The sequence below is a fragment of the Roseobacter ponti genome, from assembly GCF_012932215.1.
GTDB classification, from domain to species: domain Bacteria; phylum Pseudomonadota; class Alphaproteobacteria; order Rhodobacterales; family Rhodobacteraceae; genus Roseobacter; species Roseobacter ponti.
The window spans coordinates 1,872,631-1,893,605 of the sequence record NZ_CP048788.1 but is presented as its reverse complement, the minus strand read 5'-3'; the positions used below and the strand labels follow the sequence as shown (position 1 = coordinate 1,893,605).

Genomic DNA, 20,975 nt, shown 5'->3' with positions numbered 1-20,975 from the left:
CTACAATGGCCCGGCCGCTCTGCAGCGTCCTGCTTCAGCCCGGCGCGCGCAGTGTGCACAGCGCGCGGGCAATCTGCGCTGCCAGCCGGGCATTGTTGCGCACCAGGGCGATATTAGCTGTGAGCGAGCGCCCTTCAGTCAGCTCGTAGATGCGCTGCAACAGATACGGGGTCACTGCCTTGCCGCGGATATCATGAGCACGCGCATCCGCCTGAGCGCGGGCAATGACCGGCGCAAGCTCGGATGAGGGAATTTCATCGTCTGCCGGAATCGGGTTGGCAACAAGCTGTCCGCCAGGCAGCCCGAGCAGCCCCCGCATGTGATGAGCCTTCGCGATCTCTTCGGCCGTGTCCAAGCGCAGGGGCGCGCGCAGCGCTGATCCTGCACTCCAGAAGGCCGGGAAACTGTCCTGACCCACCGCAATGACCGGCACCCCCTGGGTCTCGAGCACTTCGAGCGTTTTGTCGACATCGAGGATCGCCTTGGCCCCCGCCGCGATCACGCTCACAGGCGTCTGCGCCAGCTCCATCAGATCAGCGGAGATATCAAAGCTGTCTTCGGCGCCCCGGTGCACGCCGCCGATCCCGCCCGTGGCAAAGACTTCGATAGCAGCAAGGTGTGCGGCAATCATCGTGGCCGCGACCGTGGTGGCTCCGGTGCCGCCCGTTGCCATGCAGGCCGCAAGATCAGCCCGCGACAGTTTCGCAACCCCGCGCGCCTGTGCCAGGGTCTCAAGCTGTTCAGGTTCAAGCCCGATACAAAGCGTGCCGTCCAGCACCGCGATGGTTGCAGGTGTTGCCCCACCGGCGCGGATGTCATCCTCGACCTGGCGGGCCACCTCGAAATTCTGCGGCCAGGGCATGCCGTGGGTGATGATCGTGCTTTCGAGTGCCACAACAGCTTTGCCGGAGGCCTGTGCTGCGGCCACTTCGGCGCTTCGGATCAGGGGAAGGGAGGTCATAGGGCTGTTTCTCCGGAGACATAACTTGCGGCGGCATCAAGCGCCATTGCGAGGGCATCATCGGGCGCGGCGCTATCGCGTTCGGCCGCGATATGCGCAGCCATAAAGGTGTCGCCCGCGCCCGTTACACGCGTGACCAGGACCTGCGGCGGGGTGCGGGTGAGGGACCCGTCCGGACGGCCCTCGGTCGCATCTGCGCCGCCGTCGGTCACCAGCACACGACTTGCACCGCGCGCCAGCAACCCCGCAGCGGCATCGCGCGATCCGGTAAAACGGGTCTGGCACAAAAGTCCTGCCTCCTCGAGATTGACATAGAGAGTACCCCGTCCGCTCTGCACAAATGGCAGCAGGCGTTCCGCCTTGCCGGGAGAGGCCGGGGCGACCCGCAGATCCGCTTCCGCGAGCAACGGGCTGCGGGCGATTTCCGACAGGAGGCTCAGCGTCAGATTTCCATCCAGCGCCACCGGACCGTCCCATGGTGCGCCTGTGCGCGCGAGCCGGCCATCCGAAAGCGGTCTGAGGATCTTGGCCCCGGCCGCCTCAAGCGAATGCGCATCCGCAATGGCCGCAATCAGCCCGTTAGCGCCTTCAACGGCCATATAGACATCCGTAGGCAGATCATCCGAACGATACACACAATCGGTGTTCATTCCGCGCGCCGCACAGGCCGCAATCAACTCATCACCTTCGGCATCGCGGCCGATCGCCGTCAGAAGCGCCGGGGTCAGCCCGAACCGGGTAAGGGTCATGGCAATGTTAAGCGCCACACCGCCGGGCAGGCGGGTGATCCGACCCGGCACATCCGAGCCCTGCCGCATCACACTGGCCGAGCGGCCGATCACGTCCCAGAGCACCGAACCGATGCACAGAATGTCAGGGGTATCTTTCATACCGGCCTTGTGGCCCTGATCGCTTTGCTGATCAAGCCCGCAAAGGCGGCTTTACTGCGGGACCGAAAACGTCAGCGCCGCCCAGAGTGTCTCCCAGACCGGCGCGTTCTCTGCCGTGCCTGCCTCGGGGCTTTCGCGGAGCACCACCGCATCGAGCAGGTAATCATGGCCTGGCGTCACGGTGATCTCCGTTGTACCACTGTCATCTGTCTGTGCTAAACTGACCGTCACCGAGCCATCCGGCGCGCGGTCAAATACTTCAACCTGGGCACCGGTACGCGGTGCGCCCTGATAGAGCACCCGCACCGGCATCCGCCCGTCAAAGCCTGCGGCATAGGGGTTCGCAAGCGCCACAATTTCGGTCTCAAGACCAAACGCGCGGTCACTGCCCGCACCACTACCGACAGCGACCAGCGCCTTGGCATGACGGGTATAACTTTCTCGGAAACCTTCCTGCGGCCAGCCGTTTTCGATATGCTGCGCCCCGGCGGTATCAAAGGCTTTGTGCTCTGCAAAGTTCAGGAATTTCTGCCATTCATCATATTTCAGACTGGCCGGCGTGGTTTCATGCAGAATAATCGCAAGGCCCTCTCCCGGGGCCTCAACCCTCAGGGCGGGAAAATCACCGGCCCGGCCCGGCACCGGAATAACCGCATCGCCCGACACGATTTCAAAGCGGGAGAAGTTATTTTCGAACCACCCCAGTGAAACTCCTTCGAAGTTTTCACCGTTTTTGAGGTCAGCGACCAGTTCATTTCCGCTTTGGACTTGATATTGCTGAGGTTCGATCCAGAATTCATGTGCAAGTGCGGGAACTCCCTGAACAAGCACGATCAACAGGAAAAGACGTTTTATCATTATGGCAAATACCCTTCGCATCCTTCTCATCAAGCTGGCCTTTCTGGGTCTTTTGTCAACTCACGCTCTTGTGGCGTCTTCCGGATCCGCCGTGGCGCATGAGCTTGTGCCGACAATCGTGGACATGGAACGCACGGATGATGAGACACTCACCCTGTCCATGCGCGTGAACATTGAGGCGTTCCTCTCCGGTATCGATCTGGATGCGGTGGCGGACACGGATGAGGTCGCGGAGGGTGCCGATTACGACAGTCTGCGCGCGCTGAGCGCGGAGGCCCTGCGTGAGCGGCTGCCCGATCTGGTGGCGGCATGGAACGCGGTGCCCCTTGCTGAAACTGACGGTCCGCTGACCTTCGCCATCGACACGGTGGAAATTCCTGAAGGCGTCGATCCAGAACTCGCGCGTATTTCAATCCTGACCCTCGCGGCGCCGATGGACCCGGCAGCAACCACCGTGACGGTTAACTGGCCCGATGGTGGCGGTGCGATGGTGCTGCGCCAGCAGGGGGTCGATGCGCCTTACACCGGGTATCTGGCGGGCGGCGAGAGCAGTATCGCGGTCAACCTGGCCGGCGGCGACGCACAGGACGCAGGCGGGGCATTTCTAAGCTATATCCCGGTCGGCTTTGACCACATACTGCCCAAAGGCCTCGACCATATCCTTTTCGTGCTGGGCCTCTTTTTCCTCAGTACCCGCTGGCGCCCGCTTCTGTTCCAGGTCACTGCCTTTACCCTCGCGCATACGGTGACGCTCGCACTTGGCGCGCTTGGCCTCGTGAATGTGCCGGGCAGCATTGTCGAACCGCTGATCGCTGCCTCTATTGTCTACGTCGCGGTCGAGAACGTTTTTCACAAGGGACTGAGCCGATGGCGACCTGCCGTGATTTTCGGCTTCGGTTTGCTGCACGGGCTCGGTTTTGCGTCCGTCCTCGCCGAATTCGGCCTGCCGGAGGACCAGTTCATCCCGGCGCTCATCGGCTTTAATGTCGGCGTTGAACTGGGACAGCTGACCGTGATCGCGCTGGCGGCGCTCCTGCTCTTTATCTCCGTGCGGCTGGCGCGCCGCATGGACCTTGATCCCGCAGAGGCGGCAGCCACAACCTATCCGGTGATGTTCCGGTCTGTATCGGTGCCGGCTTCGCTTCTGATTGCTGCAGTCGGTGCATGGTGGACGATCGAGCGGGTCTTCTTCTGAGTTCAGGCCTCAGCCCATGGCCCTGATCAGCGCACCGAGTGCTGCGTCAGGGTCATCGGTTTTCCAGATCTCTTCGCCAATGCCGAAAAAATCCGAATAGGGTGCCAGCCGCGCGACCGAGGCTTCATCCAGTGCGCCTTCGGCCACAACCGGCACTTCGATCACTTCGGACCACCACTCAAAAAGCTCAGGGTCAACGAAGCTGCCATCCCCCAGCGCACCTGCCTGCACCGGACCGAAGCTGACATAATCGGCCCCGGCCTCGCCTGCGGCCATGCCGTCGTGCCGCGACTGCGCACAAAAGGCACCGACTATCGCATCATCGCCAAGCGCTTTGCGGGTGTCGCGCACCGAGCGCGCGGCATCCCTCAGATGGACACCGTCAAGTCCCAGACGGTCCGCAAGCATCGTATGCTCTGCCATCACCAGAGCGATGTCGCGGGCATGCGTCACCTCGCGAAGCACATCGGCGGCGCGTGACAGACGGTCTTCGTCGCGTGATGCGAGATCGAGCCGGACACAGGCCACCGTGTGGGTATCCAGGATGCGCGCGAGAAGATCGGGAAAGGTGCTCAGCTCAAATTCCGGCGGGGTGATAAGATAAATCTGCGGGGTCTCGGGCGTATCCATGGGGCAGTCCTTCGCGTCTTCCGGGCTGATCAGTAGCCGCCCGGCGCGCAAAAGGAAAATCATTATGCGCCCCGGGCTGTGAATTTTCTGCGAAATGAGCCGCCGGACATTGCAGCGCAGCCCCCGGCGGCATAAGACGCCCGCATGTCTGAGCAGCCTGATCGAGACCCTTCCGCAACGCCTGCCTTTGTGCTGGTGCGCCCGCAGATGGGCGAAAACATCGGTGCGGCAGCACGCGCGATGCTGAACTTCGGTCTGGAACACATGCGCGTCGTGGCCCCGCGCGACGGCTGGCCCAGCCAGCCAGCGGTGGCAATGGCCAGCGGTGCGGGCAGGGTGCTCGACAACGCGCTCCTCAGCGACGAACTGGCGGAGAGCATCGGTGACTGTTCTTATGTTTTCGCCACCACCGCACGCACGCGCGATCTGACCAAACCGGTTTTCAGCCCCGAAGCCGCGATGGCGCTGGCCGCAGAGAAAATCGCAGCGGGAGGGCGCGTCGCGGTGCTTTTCGGACCGGAACGTGCGGGGCTTGAAAACGAGGATATCGCACGGGCCAGTGCAATTATCTCGGTGCCCGTCAATCCGGAATTTCCATCCCTTAATCTGGCGCAATGTGTGCTGTTGACGGGATACGAATGGATGCGCGCCTCGGGCAGCGTCGCCCATGAGCAGGCCGGTCTCGCCGGCACCTCACCCGCCCCGGTCATCGAGATCGAAAGGCTGGCCGAACACTATGAAGAGCGGCTCGAAGCAGCCGGCTTTTTCTTTCCCGAGCACAAGTCACGCTCAATGCGGGTCAATCTGCGCAACATGTGGAGCCGGATGCCGCTGACCCGTGCCGATGTGCAGATGCTGCACGGCGTGCTGCGGCAGCTGCTGCGCGACCGCACACGCGACGGATAGACGCGCTGGACCTCACCAGCAGGTCGGCATAGGTATCAGACAACAGAGTTTCAGGACGGCGAGAGATGAGCAAAAAGCGCAGCATCTTTGAGGAAGTGGGCACCGGCGACACGGCCCGCCCGCAGGCACAGCCGGGACTGATCGACCGCGGACAACGTGCCGGTCGGTCAGCCATCCGCGCCTGGCTGATGGTGCTCTTTGCGCTGGTGATCGTGATGATCGCGGTGGGCGGTCTGACACGGCTCACCGACAGCGGGCTCAGCATCACCGAATGGCGCCCTCTGACCGGCGCACTGCCGCCCCTGAGCCAGGCGGATTGGGAAACCGAGTTTGCAAAGTATCAGGAGATCGACGAATTTCGCATCCAGAACCAGTGGATGGAACTGGCCGATTTCAAAGTCATCTACTGGTGGGAATGGGGCCACCGGCAGCTCGGGCGCGTGATCGGTCTGGTCTGGGCCGCGGGTTTTGCCTGGTTTGCCGTGCGCCGGCAGATCCCTGCGGGCTGGACACCGAAGCTGCTGCTCCTCGGTGTGCTTGGCGGCGCGCAGGGCGCGATCGGCTGGTGGATGGTTGCCTCAGGGGTGACCCGGGGCGAGGGCATGGTGGATGTCGCCAGCTACCGGCTGGCCACGCACCTCGGGCTGGCCTTTGTCATCCTCGGGGCAATCACCTGGTACGTGCTGCAGCTTGGCCGCAAGCCTGGCGATCTGCTGCAGTCGCGGCGCGCACGTGAGGCAAAGCAATGGGGCCTCTCGACAGGGCTTTTACACTTCACCTTTCTGCAGATCCTCATCGGCGCGCTGGTCGCAGGCATTGACGCCGGGCGCAGCTATACCGACTGGCCGCTGATGGGCGGTCAGATCTTTCCTGCCAGCGCCTTTGCGCTGGAGCCGGTCTGGCGCAACTTTTTTGAAAGCCCCGGTCTGGTGCAGTTCATCCACCGCATCACCGGCTATCTGCTGGCGGGTTTCACCGTGGTCGTCTGGCTGCGCGGGCGCCGCTCATCGCATGCGGATACACGCTTTGCGTTTAACGCCGTAATGGCGGCGATGAGCCTGCAGATCGTTCTGGGCATCGTGACCGTGCTTTACGGCGCCCCGGCGGGCATCGCAATTTTTCACCAGCTGCTGGCCGTGCTCGTCTGGGTGCTGATCCTGCGCGCCCGTTTCCTGAGCGGCTATCCCATTGCAACATCTCTGCGAGGCAAAACCGCATGACCGCTGAATATGACGCGCTGATGGATTTCGTCCGCGAGACCGAAGCTCTGGCCGCGATTTCAGGGCGTCTGGAATGGGATCAGGAAACGATGATGCCACGCGGGGCTGCACCCCAGCGGGGCGCGGAAATGGCAGCGCTCGAAGGCGTGCTGCATGCCCGCCGCACAGATCCGCGCATGGGCGACTGGCTTTCGGCCTCCGAGGAGAGTGCCACAGACGACGTGGCACGCGCGCAGCTGCGCCATATTCGCCGCAGCTTTGAGCGGACCTCAAAAGTGCCCGCGCGACTTGCAGCTGAGATTGCGCGCGTGACCTCCGAGACCCAGGGCATCTGGGCGGATGCCCGCGCCGGGGACGATTTTGAGACATTCGCACCGGCGCTGGAAAAGGTCATCGCGCTCAAACGCGAAGAAGGTGCAGCGCTGGCCGGCGACGGCGATCTCTATGATGCCATGCTGCAGGATTATGAACCCGGGACCACGGCCGCAGATCTGGAAGCCATGTTCGGCGCGCTGCGGCCTGAGCTCACGGATCTGCGTGCCGCCGTGCGCGAGGCCAGAGCGCCCGCGCGACTGACCGGCATATTTGACGAGACCGCACAGATGCGGCTTACCCGCAAACTGGCCAAAGCCTTTGGCTATGACATGACCCATGGGCGGGTCGACAAGGCCGTGCACCCGTTCAGTTCAGGCTCCGGGCTGGATGTTCGCATCACCACGCGCACCAGCGAGACCGATCCTTTCAACTGTTTTTATTCGACGATCCACGAGGTCGGCCATGCCTGCTATGAGCAGAACATCAGCCGCGGCTATCTGCTGACACCGCTGGGGCAGGGCGTGTCGATGGGCGTGCACGAAAGCCAGAGCCGGATCTATGAAAACCAGCTTGGCCGCAGTCGCGCTTTCACCGGCTGGCTCTATGGCGAAATGCGCGATGCCTTCGGCGATTTTGGCATCCCCGATGAGGAAAGCTTTTACGGCACCGTAAACCGGGTTTCGGACGGGTACATCCGCACCGAAGCTGATGAGTTGCAGTATAACCTGCATGTTCTCATGCGATTTGATCTCGAACGCGCGCTCGTATCGGGCGATCTGTCGGTCGCAGACCTTGAGGCTGCCTGGAATGACCGGTTTGAAGCCGATTTCGGGTACAGAGTGGACAGGCCCGCCAACGGTGTTTTGCAGGATGTGCACTGGGCCGTCGGGCTGCTGGGGTATTTTCCGACCTACAGTCTCGGCAATGTCTACGCCGGCTGCCTGCATGAGGCGCTGCGCGCAGCTCTGCCGGATCTCGACAGCCAGCTCGCAAGGGGCGAGACATCGGGTGCTACCGCATGGCTTGCGGATAACGTTCAGACCCACGGCGGGCTCTTTGAGCCGCGCGACGTCATCGCCCGCGCCCGCGGAGCTGAACCGTCTGAGGCGCCGCTGCTGGCCTATCTCAAAGAGAAATTCACCGGGATCTACGGTCTCTGAAGCGCTGAGCGGTCGCGCGCATTGCCATAAACCTGCCACGATGGCTTTCTACTCTGAGTGAAAACATTACTCAGGTCCACGACATGCGCAGACTATTACATATTACCGTCCTCTTGTCAGGTATTCTCCTCGCCGGAGCCGCCGCCGCGCTTTCGCCCGAGGGTCTCAGGGCAATGGCGCATGACGGAGATATCTCCGGTGTCAGCGAAGCCCTTGGTCAGGCCCAGCAGGACTATCTCGACGGTTATCTCGACGCAGACGACATTCGCGCGCTTTTTGCCGTTTTTAAAACTACCGACAGGCAGGTCATTGCATTTATCAGCGATTGGCTGGCGGCTGAGCCCGACGCCCCTATGCCCAACGTCGCGCGTGCAGACAGTCTTGAACACAGTGCATGGCTCGTGCGCGGTATCTCGGCCAGCCGGGAGCTACACGAGGATGCGCTGCGTGATTTTGCCATTATGGTCCGCGAAAGCGGCGCGCGGGCTCGGGCTGCCTGGGAGGCCGATCCGGATCTGATCCCGGCATCGGACGCGGTAATCAACCAAGCCAACCTGACCGGCAAGACCGGCGACCCGCGCGCGGTCATCGACCATGTCTTGGGCACACGGCCCAACTGGGGCACCCTCCGGCGATCTCTTTATCTCACACATCCGGGTTATAACGGCTCGGCGCGGATGCTCGACGACCTCTGCGAACACTACGCACCCATGCTGCCACAGGACCGCTATGATCTGGAATTCAGATGCAAGTTCTGGGGTGCCATGTCCTATCACGCAGAAGAACGCAGCGACTGGCTTGACGCAAACGTTGACACCTCGCGCGACCCCTATCTCGATCTGCAGCGCGTGTACGTCATTGTGTATCTCGCCAGTCGCGGACAAGCGACGCGTGAACAGATCGCCTTTGCCCGGCGCATCATGGAAGCTTCCGGGCAGACTGATGTTCTCAAAGCAACGGATTACGACCGGTTCATTGCACGTTCCAACGGGTTTGCCTCGGTGAAGGGTAAGGTGGAGCGCGCCCGCGCCCGGCAAGCGCGCGAACTCCTGGAAAATGACCCCTATCATCATGAGCTGCTCGACGCGGCGAGCATCACGATGGTTGCAGGGCCCTTCCAGGCGGATGGCACACAACAGTATGTCGCCCTGCCGGAGGCACCCGACAACGCATTGTTGCTGGAGTATGTACGGCGCAGATTGCTATCGCGGCCCTATGACCCGGCGCTCTGGAGCAACTATGCGGATGGTATCCGCCAACGGGGCCGGCCCGAAGATTTCCTCGCCGGTGACATCCATTACGAAAACGCCGCTTACTATTCTTATCACGATCCTGCGGTACTCACGCAGATCGTCAACTGGCGCATCATGCAGTGGGAAATGGTGGAAATGGATGCAACTGGTCAGCTACCGCCTGAGTGGTCCCGCGTGATCAGAGATACGGATACCGACTACCACGTGCTTTGTCCCTTTTTACGCGCTCATCGCCTGCTGCGGGCGAGGTGCGAAACCGAGGAACATACCAGTTCACCGGCTTGTAACCCGGAAGATCACGTGGTTGCCGGCTAAGAATCTATGGCCCGGGTCGCCCAAAGCACACCGCGTTGTGCGTTTGCCGCAAGCGCGCCGGTTGCTGAACTGCTTTATGAACCTGTCGGCCTGTCCGTTCACGCGGCGGAAGCAGGCAACTGACCGGATATTATCAGGCGTCGCCCCCCTCGACAGCTTCCTCGCCCTGATCCGCGATCCAGGCGACGCTGACGACTTCTTCGCCCTTGCCGGTGTTGAAGACCTTTACCCCACCTGCGGAACGTGAGCGGAACGAAATACCATCGACCGGCACCCGGATCGACTGGCCCTTGGAGGTGGCAAGCATGATCTGATCATCCATCTCCACCGGGAAGGAGGCCACGAGTGCGCCACCGCGCATCGCTTTGTCCATCGCCTGCACGCCCATGCCGCCGCGCCCGCGCACCGGATAATCATGGCTGGAAGAGAGCTTGCCGGCACCCTGAGCGGTCAGCGTCAGGATCAGGTTTTCGGCTGCCGACATTTCAGCATAGCGCTCCGGGCTGATCGTGGCATTGGCGTCGGTTTCCTCATCGTCGCCCGGCGCGTCCGCATCATCAGCAAGACCGGCCATCGCCCGGCGCATCTTCAGGTAAGCGGCGCGCTCGTCTGCTGTCGCATCAAAGTGACGGATCACCGACATCGACACCACCCGGTCATCGCCGCTCAGTTTCACGCCACGCACACCCACCGATGACCGCGAGTTAAAGACCCGCACATCTGTTGACGAAAAGCGGATTGCACGGCCCGAGGCGGTGACCAGCATCACATCATCATCCGGTGAGGCAATGCGCGCATTGATCAGCGTCGTACTGGCGTGCTCGTCCTCGAACTTCATCGCAATCTTGCCGTTGCGCATGACATTTGTGAAGTCTGACAAAGCGTTACGGCGCACAGTTCCGGCAGAGGTTGCAAAGACGATCTGCAGTTCAGACCAGTCCTTTTCCTCGCGGTCAATGGGCAGGATCGCAGCCACAGACACCCCCGGAGGGATCGGCAGAATATTCACGATGGCTTTGCCTTTGGACGTGCGTCCGCCCTGAGGCAGGCGCCAGGTCTTGAGCTTGTAGGCCATCCCGTCTGTGGTGAAAAACAACAGCTGCGTATGTGTATTGGCCACAAAGAGCGTCGTGACGACGTCCTCTTCTTTGGTCTGCATGCCGGCAAGACCCTTGCCGCCGCGGCGCTGGCTGCGGAAATCAGCAAGCGGTGTGCGCTTGATGTAACCACCAGAGGTCACTGTCACCACCATATCTTCGCGGGCGATCAGATCCTCGTCTTCCATGTCACCGGACCAGTCGACGATCTCGGTGCGCCGGGGCACAGCAAAGAGCTCACGTACTTCGCGCAGTTCATCCGCGATAATCTGCATGATCCGCTCGCGCGAGCCCAGAATTTCGAGGTATTCCTTGATCTTACCAGCCAGTTCTTCGAGCTCGTCGGTCACCTCTTTTACGCCGATCTGCGTCAGACGCTGCAGGCGCAGCTCAAGGATCGCGCGGGCCTGGGTCTCGGACAGATTATAGGTGCCGTCGTCATTGGCGGTGTGGGTCGGATCATCGATCAGCGCAATATAAGGCAGAATATCCTTCGCCGGCCAGCGCCGGGTCATCAGCTTTTCGCGCGCCTCGGCGGCGTCGGCAGAGGCGCGGATGGTTGCGACAATCTCGTCGATATTGGTGACCGCCACAGCAAGTCCACACAGAATGTGGCTGCGCTCGCGTGCCTTGCGCAGCAGATAAGCCGTGCGCCGCGCGACAACGGCCTCGCGGAAGTCTATGAAATACGTCAGAAATTTACGCAGAGTGAGCTGCTCAGGCCGGCCGCCGTTCAGCGCCAGCATGTTGCATCCGAAATAGGTCTGCATCGGCGTAAAACGGTATAGCTGGTTCATCACCACTTCGGCCGTCGCGTCGCGTTTCAGTTCGATCACCACGCGCACGCCGTTGCGGTCGCTCTCGTCCTGAACGTGGGAGATGCCTTCTATCTTCTTTTCGCGCACCTGCTCGGCGATCTTTTCAATCATCGTCGCCTTGTTCACCTGATAGGGGATCTCGTCGATGATGATGGCCCAGCGGTCTTTGCGGATTTCTTCAACGCGGGTTCTGGCACGCACGATAACCGAGCCACGCCCCTCCAGATAGGCTTTGCGCGCACCTGTCCGCCCCAGCATGATGCCCCCGGTCGGAAAGTCTGGACCGGGTACATATTCGATGAGCTGTTCCGAGGTCAGGTCGGGCTCTTCGATGAGCGCGAGCGTCGCATCGACCACTTCGCCGAGGTTATGCGGTGGAATGTTGGTCGCCATGCCCACGGCAATACCGCCCGCTCCGTTGACCAGCATATTCGGAAAGCGGGCAGGGAGGACAGTTGGTTCCTGCTGCTTCCCGTCGTAGTTGTCCTGAAAATCGACCGTGTCCTTGTCGATATCGGCCAGCAGATAGGCCGCGGGCTTGTCCATGCGCACTTCGGTATAACGCATGGCCGCCGGGTTATCGCCGTCCATGGAGCCGAAATTACCCTGTCCATCCAGCAGCGGCAGCGACATCGAAAAATCCTGCGCCATCCGGACAAGCGCGTCGTATATCGCGGAGTCGCCGTGCGGGTGATACTGACCCATCACATCACCAACCGGACGGGCGGATTTACGATAGGATTTATCATGGGTGTTGCCGGTTTCATGCATCGCAAAGAGGATGCGCCGGTGCACCGGCTTCAGACCATCGCGCAGATCGGGGATCGCGCGGCTGACAATGACCGACATCGCATAATCCAGATAGGACGTGCGCATTTCCTGTTCGATGCTGACCGTCGGCCCGTCATACGCAGGGCGCTCCGGTGTCATTTCATCATCATTGTCAGGGGGTTGAGGTGTATCGCTCACTGAAACTGCCCGATTTTTCTGCAGGGTCTATATCTTGTGTCCGGACCATAGCAGAGTGGACACATAAGGTGCAATCCCGGAGTTTTCCGGCGCTGGCAGCCACAGGAGGAAAGTGATAACATACTGTTTTTATTGAAAAGTAATTTATCCGTGGCATTCTGCAGATACTGAGGCAGCAAAGAGGCGCAGAAAATGCCCGAAAACGAAACCGAACTGATGCTCAAAGGCTACGGGCTTACAACGGCAGAATTCTATTACCGGATGCCCGATTTCACCCATGTGCTGAACACCTTTATCTGGCAGGAATACGATCTGGCCCCGGATCATCCGCGGCTTTTTCAGTTCGTGGAATACTGGCAGTCAGAGATTGACGGACCGCTGCATTCGGTGCGTTTCACCCATCGTAAAATGATCAATCCGGGCGAGTGGCGCAATGTAACAGGTGAATTCACGCTGCACTGAAGTACCGGCCTCAGGCCGAGCAGCTGCCACCACCGAGCACGCAGAACTTCGCACAATGCGGATGGTTAAGCGCCACATCGCCTTCGGCCTCGCCCAGCGTCGCGCCGAGCTCAAACTCCGGCGCATAGGGCAGCAGCGTACAGGCCAGTACAGCAGGCCGCTCAGCGCCTTTGCGTTTCACCACCATCCGTGACGAGGCACACATCAGTGCATCGGGCGACACGCCCAGAATGTCCCAGCAGGCGGTGGTGATCTCAGGCACCTCCACGCTGTCATCCATCTCCGGGAACAGAACCGTCATCGCCGGGTCCTGTGCATCAATATCAAAGCCGTGGCGATCAAAGAAAGCCGCGTATCCCGCGCGGCTTTCCACATCGCTCTGCGCCATCACGGACCGGCCCGCAACCGCCATGCGGATCCCGTGATCGCGCAGCCAGCACATGCCGCGCAGTGTCTTGTCGAGCGCACCGGTCCCGCGTTCTGCGTCATGCACCAGGGGATCATAGTGGTCGACGGAGATCCGCAGGGTAAGCTTTCCCGGATAGGCAGCGTTGAGCCGCAGCAATCCCGCCTGCATCTTTTTGCGCATCATCGGGCGCATGGCATTGGTCAGGATCAGCACCTCATATCCGCGCATCAGTGCCGCTTCGGCCATCCCGGGCATGTCCGGGTTCATAAAAGGCTCGCCGCCCGTAAAGGCGATCTCGGTGACCGGCCAGCCGCGCGTTTCGATCTGATCGAGATATTCCTCAACGTCGGCGCGGGTGATATAGACCAGCGCATCATTCGTCGGACTGCTCTCGATATAGCAGTTCACACATTCGATATTGCACAGCGTGCCGGTATTGAACCAAAGGGTTTTCGGGTCTTTCAGCGCCACCCTGGCGCGGGTCTCACCGCCGGCAGTTGTCGTCGGGTCGCGGAATTTATCCGCATTCGCCTGGGCAGTATCTTTCACGGGTCCGGGTATCCTTCGGGTCGAATTGCGCATACATTTGGCGCAGGACCCGCGCAAAGGCAAGAAAACACCCGCCCACAGATGTGCACGGTCTTGTGATCGGTTGGCTTATCAGTATGTTTGCGCTAACAGAGGGCCAGGGCTCCTTGCAGCTGTAAAATCGGGAATAAAACCTATGGTTTCGCGTGTCATTCCGGTCGATCCTTTCGACCTTGTTATTTTCGGGGGGACCGGAGATCTGGCCCGCCGCAAGATTCTGCCGGGTCTTTTCAGGCGGTTCTGCACCGGGCAGATGCCTTCTGAGGCGCGGGTCATCGGCGCTGCGCGCAGCGAAATGTCCAGCCACGAATACCAGCAGATGGCGGCCGAAGCGATCCGCGAGTTCGGCGGCGGGCGTGAATGCGAAGACGGCACGCTCGACGCCTTTCTGGAGCGCATCCGTTATGTGGCGATTGACGCGCGCGGCACCGGCGGCTGGGAAGATCTGCAAAAGCTGATGGCAGGCACCGGCCGGATTGAAGCCTATTATTTCTCGGTGGCGCCGTCGCTTTTCGGAGATCTGGCGGAGCGCCTGCAAAGCTATGGAATGGCAGATGATGACGCACGGATCGTTGTCGAAAAACCATTCGGGCGGGACCTTGCGACCGCCAGAGAGCTGAACAATACCCTCGCAAAGTATTTCGATGAACATCAGATTTACCGCATCGATCACTATCTGGGCAAGGAGACCGTGCAGAACCTGATGGCCGTGCGCTTTGGCAATATGCTTTTTGAGCCACTCTGGAACAGCCAGTTTGTCGATCACATCCAGATCACTGTGGCCGAAACGGTGGGCGTGGGCGGGCGTGGCGAGTATTACGATAAATCCGGTGCCATGCGCGATATGGTGCAGAACCACCTGATGCAGCTTTTGTGCCTTATCGCGATGGAGCCTCCGGCACGCTTTGACCCCGATGCCGTGCGCGACGAAAAGCTGAAAGTCATCCGTGCGCTGGAACCCGTTGAGCCGCATCACATCGTGCGTGGTCAGTACGAGGCAGAGCCCGGCGATGCGGAGAACCAGCCCGATTACCGCACAGCGGTGGGCAACCCGCGCTCCTCAACCGAAAGCTTTCTGGCGATGAAATGCCATATCGCCAACTGGCGGTGGGCCGGCACGCCGTTCTATCTGCGCACCGGCAAACGGATGAGCCGGCGTTCGTCTGAGATCTCGATTGTGTTCAAAGACACCCCGCATTCGATCTTCGGCGATGAGGCAGGGCGGCACCGCAATGTGCTCTCGATCCGGCTGCAACCGGATGAGGGCATCACGCTCGGGGTTACGATCAAGGAACCGGGACCCGGCGGTATGCGTCTGATTGATGTGCCTCTGGATATGACCTTTGCAGACGCGCTGAGCCATGACGATGTGGAGACCGTAGATGCATACGAACGGCTGATCATGGATGTGATCCGGGGCAACCAGACGCTCTTTATGCGCGGTGACGAGGTCGAAGCGGCCTGGGCCTGGACCGACCCGATCATTGAGGGCTGGCAGGCGCGCGGCGAGGTGCCTAAACCATACGACAGCCATAGTGACGGCCCCGATGCCGCCGAGCAGATGATGAAGCGTGACCACCGCGCCTGGCGAAAGGTATAGCTATGACATTTCACGAATATCCCGACCGCGATATGGCGGTCATGCAGATCGCTCAAATGCTCGCGGGCAGCCTGCGCAAGTGCCTCGCACAGCATGATCTGGCCAGCCTGGCGGTCCCGGGCGGGAGCACACCGGGGCCTGTGTTCGACGCGATGAGTTCGGTTGAGCTGGACTGGAGCCGGGTGCATGTGATGCTGACCGATGAACGCTGGGTGCCCGAAGATCACGAACGCTCGAATGCAGGTCTCGTTAAACGGCGGCTGCTGACCGGTCCAGCGGCAAAGGCAGAATTCGTGCCGTTTTACCGCGCGGGCATGACCGCAGATGAGGCCGCACCGGTGCTGTCGCAGGAGCTCGGACACCTGCTGCCTGTGTCCGTCCTGTTGCTGGGGATGGGGGCCGATATGCACACCGCGTCGCTCTTTCCCGGCGCTGATACGCTTTCCGCAGCGCTTGATAAAAACGCGCCCATGCTTTGTGCCGTGCACCCGGAAGACCAGCCGGAGGCACGGATTTCTCTCAGCGCACCGGTTCTTGATGGTGCCATGGAAAAACACCTCGTGATCTTCGGAGACGATAAACGCACCGCACTGGAAAAAGCCATGACACTGCCCCCGGAAGAAGCCCCGGTCGGCGCTGTGATCGCTGGAGGAGATGTACATTGGGCAGCCTGACAGACCACTGGAATGCGCTTGAGGCGCTGGCACAGAACGCATCCGAGCACAGTATTCTTTCGCTGTTCGATACCCCCGGACGCGCCGAAGAGTTCAGCACCCAGACCGGCGATATGCTCTTTGATTATTCAAAAACCAGCATTGTCGCAGGCATCCGCGACGCGCTGATCGCCCTCGCCGGTGCCGCAGGCGTGGCTGAAAAACGTGAAGCGATGTTCGCAGGCGAAGCGATCAACGACACCGAAGGCCGCGCCGTGCTGCATACCGCGTTGCGCAATCTTGACGGTGGTCCGGTCATGGTCGCGGGCGAGGATGTCATGCCCGGCGTTCTGGCGACCCTGGAGCGCATGCGCGGCTTTGCCCGCGAGATACGCAACAGCAAAATCACCGACGTGGTCAACATCGGCATCGGTGGGTCAGATCTCGGGCCTGCGATGGCGGTGGAGGCGCTATCGCCTTACCATGACGGGCCGCGCTGCCATTTCGTCTCGAACGTCGACGGCGCGCATATCGCCGACACGCTGCGCGGGCTCGATGCGAAAACCACCCTTGTCATTGTGGCGTCCAAAACTTTCACCACTATTGAGACAATGACCAACGCCCGCACCGCCCGCGCCTGGATGACGGATCACGGTGGTGACCCGGCAGCACAGTTCGCAGCTCTCAGCACGGCCGATGATCTGACGGCGGATTTCGGCATCCCTGCGGAGCGGGTCTTCGGGTTTGAGGACTGGGTTGGCGGACGATATTCCATGTGGGGGCCGATCGGGCTGTCGGTGATGATCGCCATCGGCCCTGACGCCTTTGATGCCTTTCTGCGCGGCGGCCAGGCGATGGACCGGCATTTCCGGGCCGCAGCCTTTGAGGAAAACATGCCGGTGCTGCTGGCACTCACCGGCATCTGGCATGCACAGGTCTGCGGGCACGCAAGCCGGGCCGTGCTGCCCTATGACCAGCGCCTGAAGAAGCTGCCTGATTATTTCCAGCAGCTTGAGATGGAATCAAACGGCAAGCGCGTTCAGATGGATGGCACGCCGGTGCTGGTGGACAGCGGACCGGTCGTCTGGGGGGCCGCGGGCACCAACGGGCAGCATGCTTTCTATCAGCTTATTCATCAGGGCACGCGGGTGATCCCCTGCGAATTTATGATCGCGGCCAACGGGCACGAACCGGACCTGGCACATCATCATCAGCTGCTGATCGCCAACTGCCTGGCACAGTCAGAAGCGCTGATGCGAGGCCGCTCTGCAGACGAGGCCCGCGAAAAGATGCGCACGAAAGGTTTCACCGGTGACGAGCTCGAACGCCAGGCCCAGCACCGGGTCTTTGAGGGCAACCGACCCTCTGTGACGCTGAGCTATCCGCTGCTCGATCCTTTTACGCTGGGGCAGATCGTTGCGCTCTATGAGCACCGCGTCTTTGTCGAAGGCGTGATCCTTGGCATCAACTCGTTTGATCAGTGGGGCGTGGAACTGGGCAAGGAGCTTGCCACCTCGCTGCAGCCGGTCGTCGAAGGCACCGCACCGGCAGAGGGCAAAGACGGCTCTACGGCCCGTCTTGTGGCCTTCATCCACCGGAACCGGGACCCGGCATAGAGCCGGGCCGGGCAGGCCGTCAGTTTTCGGCACAGGCGCCGTCCGCCTCGACAAAATGGCGGCGCACGTGATCCGGAATGGTAAAACGCCCCTCGCCGTTGTGGTTCAGCAGCACGAGCACACAGTCGAAGGTCGCGCGCAGCCGCCGATCCGACCAGAGCTCCTGATGCAGTGAGAATGACGTGTTGCGAAAAGCCGTGCAGCCGCAGGTGACCACATAATCCTCATCCATGCGCATTTCCTCGCGGTAATGGATGCTACCCGAGCGGATCACAATGCGCGGGTCTGTGCCCCGACCCGTATAGCGGGAAAGCCCGCAGTTCTGAGTGTAACGGATTCGCAGTCGCTCAAACCAGTTCATATAGACCGCATTGTTGACGTGACGCAGCACGTCGAGTTCGGAAAACCGGACCGTATCGGCCATCGCCAAGGGCGCGGGCGGATCGATACCCAGCCTCTTCTGCTGAACCGGGCTGAGCGGGGTGTGGTAGGGCAGGGTCATAGGCCAGCATGTACCGTGAAGCCTCCCGGATGCAAAGACTTGCATGGCAGCAGGGCTCAGGGCAGGCTGGCGCGGAATGCTGCCCGGCCCCGTGCCGGCGGGGACAAAACCGGAGAGATAACTGATGCTCGGACAGATGATGCACGCCCCATTGCTGATCTCTTCACTGGTCGCGCATGCAGCCCGGTATCACAGCGACGCGGAGATCGTGTCGGTAAACACCTCCGGCGGCACCGAAAGCACAACCTGGGGGCAGGTCGAAGGAAATGCCCGCCGGCTGGCCTCGGCGCTGGAACGTCTGGAGCTGTCAGAAAGTGCGCGCTGTGCCACCATTGCCTGGAACAACCGGCGTCATCTGGAGATCTATTTCGGCACCTCAGGCGGCGGGTACGTCTGCCATACGATCAATCCGAGGCTCTTTCCCGAACAGCTTGTCTACATCATGAACCATGCCGAGGATGAGGTCGTCTTCATCGACAGCACCTTTGTGCCACTCATTGCCGCGATCCGTGAACAGCTCACCACGGTGAAGCACATTGTCCTGCTCGAAGCGGAGACCGGCGGCGCAGAAGAAACGTTGCCAGGGATCATCGCCTATGACGCTCTTCTGGCAGAGGGGAACGCGCAATATGACTGGCCTGATCTGAATGAAGAACTGGCATCAAGCCTTTGTTATACTTCAGGAACGACCGGAAACCCCAAGGGGGTTCTCTTCTCGCACCGCTCCACTGTCCTGCACAGCATGACGGCCAGTCTGCCGGACAGCATCGGCATCTCCGCGATGGATGTGCTGCTGCCTGTAGTGCCGATGTTTCACGTCAATGCCTGGGGCACGCCCTATGCCTGCGCCATGGTGGGTGCGCGCATGGTGTTGCCGGGCCCCGGTCTCGACGGACAGTCGCTGATCGGGCTTATCGACGGATATGGCGTGACGATTGCCTGTGGCGTGCCGACGATCTGGCTCGGGCTTCTGCGCGAGGCGGAGAAAGCCGGGACTGAACTTAAAAGCCTGCGGAAAACGGCGGTGGGCGGGTCGGCCTGTCCGCCCTCGATGATTAAAGCTTTTCGCGAGCGCTACGGCGTGGAGACACGCCACGCCTGGGGCATGACAGAGATGTCACCCATCGGCACCGTGAACCAGCCTCTGGCCAAACACCTGAACCTGCCGGAAGCGGACCTGCATCTGCTGCGCGAAAACCAGGGCCGTCCGGTCTGGGGCATGGAACTGAAGATCGCGCAGGCCGATGGCACGCCGCTGCCGCATGACGGCAAAACACAAGGTGAACTGCTGGTGCGCGGCCCCTGTGTGCTCAAGGCCTATATGCATATGTCTGCCGGGGAAACACTGCAGGGCGGATGGTTCAACACCGGCGATATCGCGACACTGGATCCGGACGGATACGTGGTGATCTGCGACCGCGCAAAGGACATCATCAAGTCGGGCGGCGAGTGGATCAGTTCGGTTGAGCTTGAAAACATCGCCATCGCCCATCCGGACCTGGCAGATGCGGCTGTCATTGGCGCGAGGCACGAGAAGTGGGATGAGCGCCCCGTTCTGATCGCTGTGAAAGCGGAGGGGGCAGATCCATCGGCGGAGGAAATCCTTTCGGTTTTTGAGGGTAAAATCGCGCGCTGGCAGGTGCCCGATAGCGTGGTTTTCACCGATGTCCTGCCGCGTAATGCCACCGGAAAGGTGCTCAAACGCAACTTACGCGATCAATATGGTGACATCCTTCTGTCGTAAGTCGCATTTTAACCAGAATTAGCAAGGATAAGGGCAGACGCACACTGATGTGCGATTCCTATGTGATCAGAAGGATCCGCCTGATGAGACTTGTCGCCCTGCTTTTAATGCTTCTGCTTCCGTCTGCTGCGCTGGCAGGACCGGACCGGGTGTCGATCCTGCTGGGCTCAGAGCATTTCGATGCCACCCAAGAGTTTCAGGAATTCAACCCGGGCATCTTCCTGACCTGGGAGCGTAAACTCGATTACAGCATCGGCGTCTATTACAACAGCTACGAGGAAGTCGGCGCGCTCGCGGCCGTCGGTTATGACATCTGGGAAGGGCAGAACTGGGCGCTTGGTGTCTTTGGCGCCCTCGCGCTGTACCCGGGTGACGGCGACCGGTTTGACGTCTCGATCGGGGATGTCGTCCCGCTCGCCGGTCTGCAGGGGCGTTACGGCAATGTCTTTGCGCAGCTTATTCCGGGAAATGGCCAGACCACTGATGCGGTGCTGGCCGTCGGGCTGACTTTCGCGCTGGATTGATGTCCCGAGGGCCTTCCGGCTGCCGTTGTCACGAGGCTGAACCACCCCTGCTATGTGGTCCCGCCCGTGGCGCACAGACGATGTCAGCATGAGGTTTTCCAGTGGCTGTCGTGCGGGCAGGGTCATATCGTGCGTTTGCCGGGCACCTGTCGGGCGGGGCAGGTCCGCCCGGGTTTTTCTGCGCCTGTGAGGCGCTCTGACGCCCCGCGCAGAGATAGTTGCGTTTTCAGATTTCAATCTCCCTGAAGTAGATTATGGCGAAAATACCTCTGATTTAGTGTTATAATTGC

At 60.9% G+C, this 20,975-nt stretch carries 18 protein-coding genes; 11 read left to right on the top strand and 7 right to left on the bottom strand.

Annotated elements, in window-relative coordinates; all coding sequences use genetic code 11:
- Positions 1-34 precede the first annotated feature (34 nt).
- From G3256_RS09060 to G3256_RS09050, 3 genes are read right to left on the bottom strand one after another with little or no spacing between them, the layout of a single operon-like run.
- Positions 35-961 carry a pseudouridine-5'-phosphate glycosidase gene (locus G3256_RS09060; RefSeq protein WP_169640510.1) on the bottom strand — a complete coding sequence of 309 codons (927 nt, stop codon included), beginning with the start codon at positions 959-961 and terminating at the stop codon, positions 35-37.
- Positions 958-1,851, bottom strand: coding sequence for a PfkB family carbohydrate kinase (locus G3256_RS09055; protein ID WP_169640509.1), 894 nt, complete (start codon positions 1,849-1,851; stop codon positions 958-960). The genes G3256_RS09060 and G3256_RS09055 overlap by 4 nt, the downstream gene beginning before the upstream one ends.
- 51 nt (positions 1,852-1,902) lie before the next feature.
- Positions 1,903-2,709, bottom strand: coding sequence for a DUF4198 domain-containing protein (locus G3256_RS09050; protein WP_169640508.1), 807 nt, complete (start codon positions 2,707-2,709; stop codon positions 1,903-1,905).
- Position 2,710: 1 nt separating this feature from the next.
- Here G3256_RS09050 and G3256_RS09045 point away from each other — a divergent pair, with 1 nt between their 5' ends.
- Positions 2,711-3,904 (top strand): HupE/UreJ family protein, encoded by a 1,194-nt coding sequence (locus tag G3256_RS09045; protein ID WP_169640507.1) that lies wholly within the window; start codon positions 2,711-2,713, stop codon positions 3,902-3,904.
- Positions 3,905-3,913: 9 nt separating this feature from the next.
- Here G3256_RS09045 and G3256_RS09040 read toward each other — a convergent pair whose 3' ends face one another.
- Positions 3,914-4,534 carry a thiamine phosphate synthase gene (locus G3256_RS09040; RefSeq protein ID WP_169640506.1) on the bottom strand — a complete coding sequence of 207 codons (621 nt, stop codon included), beginning with the start codon at positions 4,532-4,534 and terminating at the stop codon, positions 3,914-3,916.
- Positions 4,535-4,678: 144 nt separating this feature from the next.
- Here G3256_RS09040 and G3256_RS09035 point away from each other — a divergent pair, with 144 nt between their 5' ends.
- The 4 genes from G3256_RS09035 (at position 4,679) to G3256_RS09020 (ending at position 9,703) form a co-directional block, all read left to right on the top strand.
- Entirely contained in the window at positions 4,679-5,440 is a 762-nt protein-coding gene (locus G3256_RS09035; RefSeq protein WP_169640505.1) for an RNA methyltransferase, read from the top strand.
- Positions 5,441-5,505: 65 nt separating this feature from the next.
- A complete protein-coding gene (gene ctaA, locus G3256_RS09030) occupies positions 5,506-6,660 on the top strand; it encodes a heme A synthase (RefSeq protein WP_169640504.1) in 1,155 nt (384 codons plus the stop codon).
- Complete coding sequence (locus tag G3256_RS09025; protein ID WP_169640503.1) at positions 6,657-8,135, top strand: carboxypeptidase M32; 1,479 nt, start codon at positions 6,657-6,659, stop codon at positions 8,133-8,135. The genes ctaA and G3256_RS09025 overlap by 4 nt, the downstream gene beginning before the upstream one ends.
- A gap of 173 nt (positions 8,136-8,308) precedes the next feature.
- Positions 8,309-9,703 (top strand): DUF4034 domain-containing protein, encoded by a 1,395-nt coding sequence (locus tag G3256_RS09020; RefSeq protein ID WP_169640502.1) that lies wholly within the window; start codon positions 8,309-8,311, stop codon positions 9,701-9,703.
- A 133-nt stretch (positions 9,704-9,836) separates the two neighbouring features.
- Here G3256_RS09020 and gyrA read toward each other — a convergent pair whose 3' ends face one another.
- Positions 9,837-12,548, bottom strand: coding sequence for a DNA gyrase subunit A (gyrA, locus tag G3256_RS09015; protein ID WP_169642384.1), 2,712 nt, complete (start codon positions 12,546-12,548; stop codon positions 9,837-9,839).
- A 231-nt stretch (positions 12,549-12,779) separates the two neighbouring features.
- Between gyrA and G3256_RS09010 the strand changes: the two genes are divergently transcribed.
- Positions 12,780-13,049, top strand: coding sequence for an usg protein (locus tag G3256_RS09010; protein WP_169640501.1), 270 nt, complete (start codon positions 12,780-12,782; stop codon positions 13,047-13,049).
- A gap of 10 nt (positions 13,050-13,059) precedes the next feature.
- On the opposite strand, the gene G3256_RS09005 is transcribed toward G3256_RS09010, so the two are convergent.
- Entirely contained in the window at positions 13,060-14,007 is a 948-nt protein-coding gene (locus G3256_RS09005; RefSeq protein ID WP_169640500.1) for a radical SAM protein, read from the bottom strand.
- Between the two features lie 175 nt (positions 14,008-14,182).
- Between G3256_RS09005 and zwf the strand changes: the two genes are divergently transcribed.
- From zwf to pgi, 3 genes are read left to right on the top strand one after another with little or no spacing between them, the layout of a single operon-like run.
- Complete coding sequence (gene zwf / locus G3256_RS09000; RefSeq protein WP_169640499.1) at positions 14,183-15,646, top strand: glucose-6-phosphate dehydrogenase; 1,464 nt, start codon at positions 14,183-14,185, stop codon at positions 15,644-15,646.
- Between the two features lie 2 nt (positions 15,647-15,648).
- A complete protein-coding gene (pgl, locus tag G3256_RS08995; protein ID WP_169640498.1) occupies positions 15,649-16,320 on the top strand; it encodes a 6-phosphogluconolactonase in 672 nt (223 codons plus the stop codon).
- Positions 16,317-17,915 carry a glucose-6-phosphate isomerase gene (pgi, locus tag G3256_RS08990; protein ID WP_169642383.1) on the top strand — a complete coding sequence of 533 codons (1,599 nt, stop codon included), beginning with the start codon at positions 16,317-16,319 and terminating at the stop codon, positions 17,913-17,915. Before pgl ends, pgi begins: the two co-directional genes overlap by 4 nt.
- A 19-nt stretch (positions 17,916-17,934) precedes the next feature.
- On the opposite strand, the gene G3256_RS08985 is transcribed toward pgi, so the two are convergent.
- Positions 17,935-18,417: an acyl-CoA thioesterase gene (locus G3256_RS08985; protein WP_169640497.1), complete on the bottom strand. Its 483-nt coding sequence runs from the start codon at positions 18,415-18,417 to the stop codon at positions 17,935-17,937.
- Between the two features lie 124 nt (positions 18,418-18,541).
- On the opposite strand from G3256_RS08985, the gene G3256_RS08980 reads away from it, so the two are divergent.
- Both G3256_RS08980 and G3256_RS08975 read left to right on the top strand, forming a co-directional pair.
- Positions 18,542-20,161 carry a long-chain fatty acid--CoA ligase gene (locus G3256_RS08980; RefSeq protein ID WP_169640496.1) on the top strand — a complete coding sequence of 540 codons (1,620 nt, stop codon included), beginning with the start codon at positions 18,542-18,544 and terminating at the stop codon, positions 20,159-20,161.
- Positions 20,162-20,244: 83 nt separating this feature from the next.
- Positions 20,245-20,685, top strand: coding sequence for a hypothetical protein (locus tag G3256_RS08975; RefSeq protein WP_169640495.1), 441 nt, complete (start codon positions 20,245-20,247; stop codon positions 20,683-20,685).
- Positions 20,686-20,975 lie beyond the last annotated feature (290 nt).

Excerpts from the sequence above, each read along its gene's own strand:
- G3256_RS09060 (WP_169640510.1), bottom strand. The coding sequence starts at position 961 with ATGACCTCCCTTCCCCTGATCCGAAGCGCCGAAGTGGCCGCAGCACAG.
- G3256_RS09055 (WP_169640509.1), bottom strand. The coding sequence starts at position 1,851 with ATGAAAGATACCCCTGACATTCTGTGCATCGGTTCGGTGCTCTGGGAC.
- G3256_RS09050 (WP_169640508.1), bottom strand. The coding sequence starts at position 2,709 with ATGATAAAACGTCTTTTCCTGTTGATCGTGCTTGTTCAGGGAGTTCCC.
- G3256_RS09045 (WP_169640507.1), top strand. The coding sequence starts at position 2,711 with ATGGCAAATACCCTTCGCATCCTTCTCATCAAGCTGGCCTTTCTGGGT.
- G3256_RS09040 (WP_169640506.1), bottom strand. The coding sequence starts at position 4,534 with ATGGATACGCCCGAGACCCCGCAGATTTATCTTATCACCCCGCCGGAA.
- G3256_RS09035 (WP_169640505.1), top strand. The coding sequence starts at position 4,679 with ATGTCTGAGCAGCCTGATCGAGACCCTTCCGCAACGCCTGCCTTTGTG.
- ctaA (WP_169640504.1), top strand. The coding sequence starts at position 5,506 with ATGAGCAAAAAGCGCAGCATCTTTGAGGAAGTGGGCACCGGCGACACG.
- G3256_RS09025 (WP_169640503.1), top strand. The coding sequence starts at position 6,657 with ATGACCGCTGAATATGACGCGCTGATGGATTTCGTCCGCGAGACCGAA.
- G3256_RS09020 (WP_169640502.1), top strand. The coding sequence starts at position 8,309 with ATGGCGCATGACGGAGATATCTCCGGTGTCAGCGAAGCCCTTGGTCAG.
- gyrA (WP_169642384.1), bottom strand. The coding sequence starts at position 12,548 with ATGACACCGGAGCGCCCTGCGTATGACGGGCCGACGGTCAGCATCGAA.
- G3256_RS09010 (WP_169640501.1), top strand. The coding sequence starts at position 12,780 with ATGCCCGAAAACGAAACCGAACTGATGCTCAAAGGCTACGGGCTTACA.
- zwf (WP_169640499.1), top strand. The coding sequence starts at position 14,183 with ATGGTTTCGCGTGTCATTCCGGTCGATCCTTTCGACCTTGTTATTTTC.
- pgl (WP_169640498.1), top strand. The coding sequence starts at position 15,649 with ATGACATTTCACGAATATCCCGACCGCGATATGGCGGTCATGCAGATC.
- G3256_RS08985 (WP_169640497.1), bottom strand. The coding sequence starts at position 18,417 with ATGACCCTGCCCTACCACACCCCGCTCAGCCCGGTTCAGCAGAAGAGG.
- G3256_RS08980 (WP_169640496.1), top strand. The coding sequence starts at position 18,542 with ATGCTCGGACAGATGATGCACGCCCCATTGCTGATCTCTTCACTGGTC.
- G3256_RS08975 (WP_169640495.1), top strand. The coding sequence starts at position 20,245 with ATGAGACTTGTCGCCCTGCTTTTAATGCTTCTGCTTCCGTCTGCTGCG.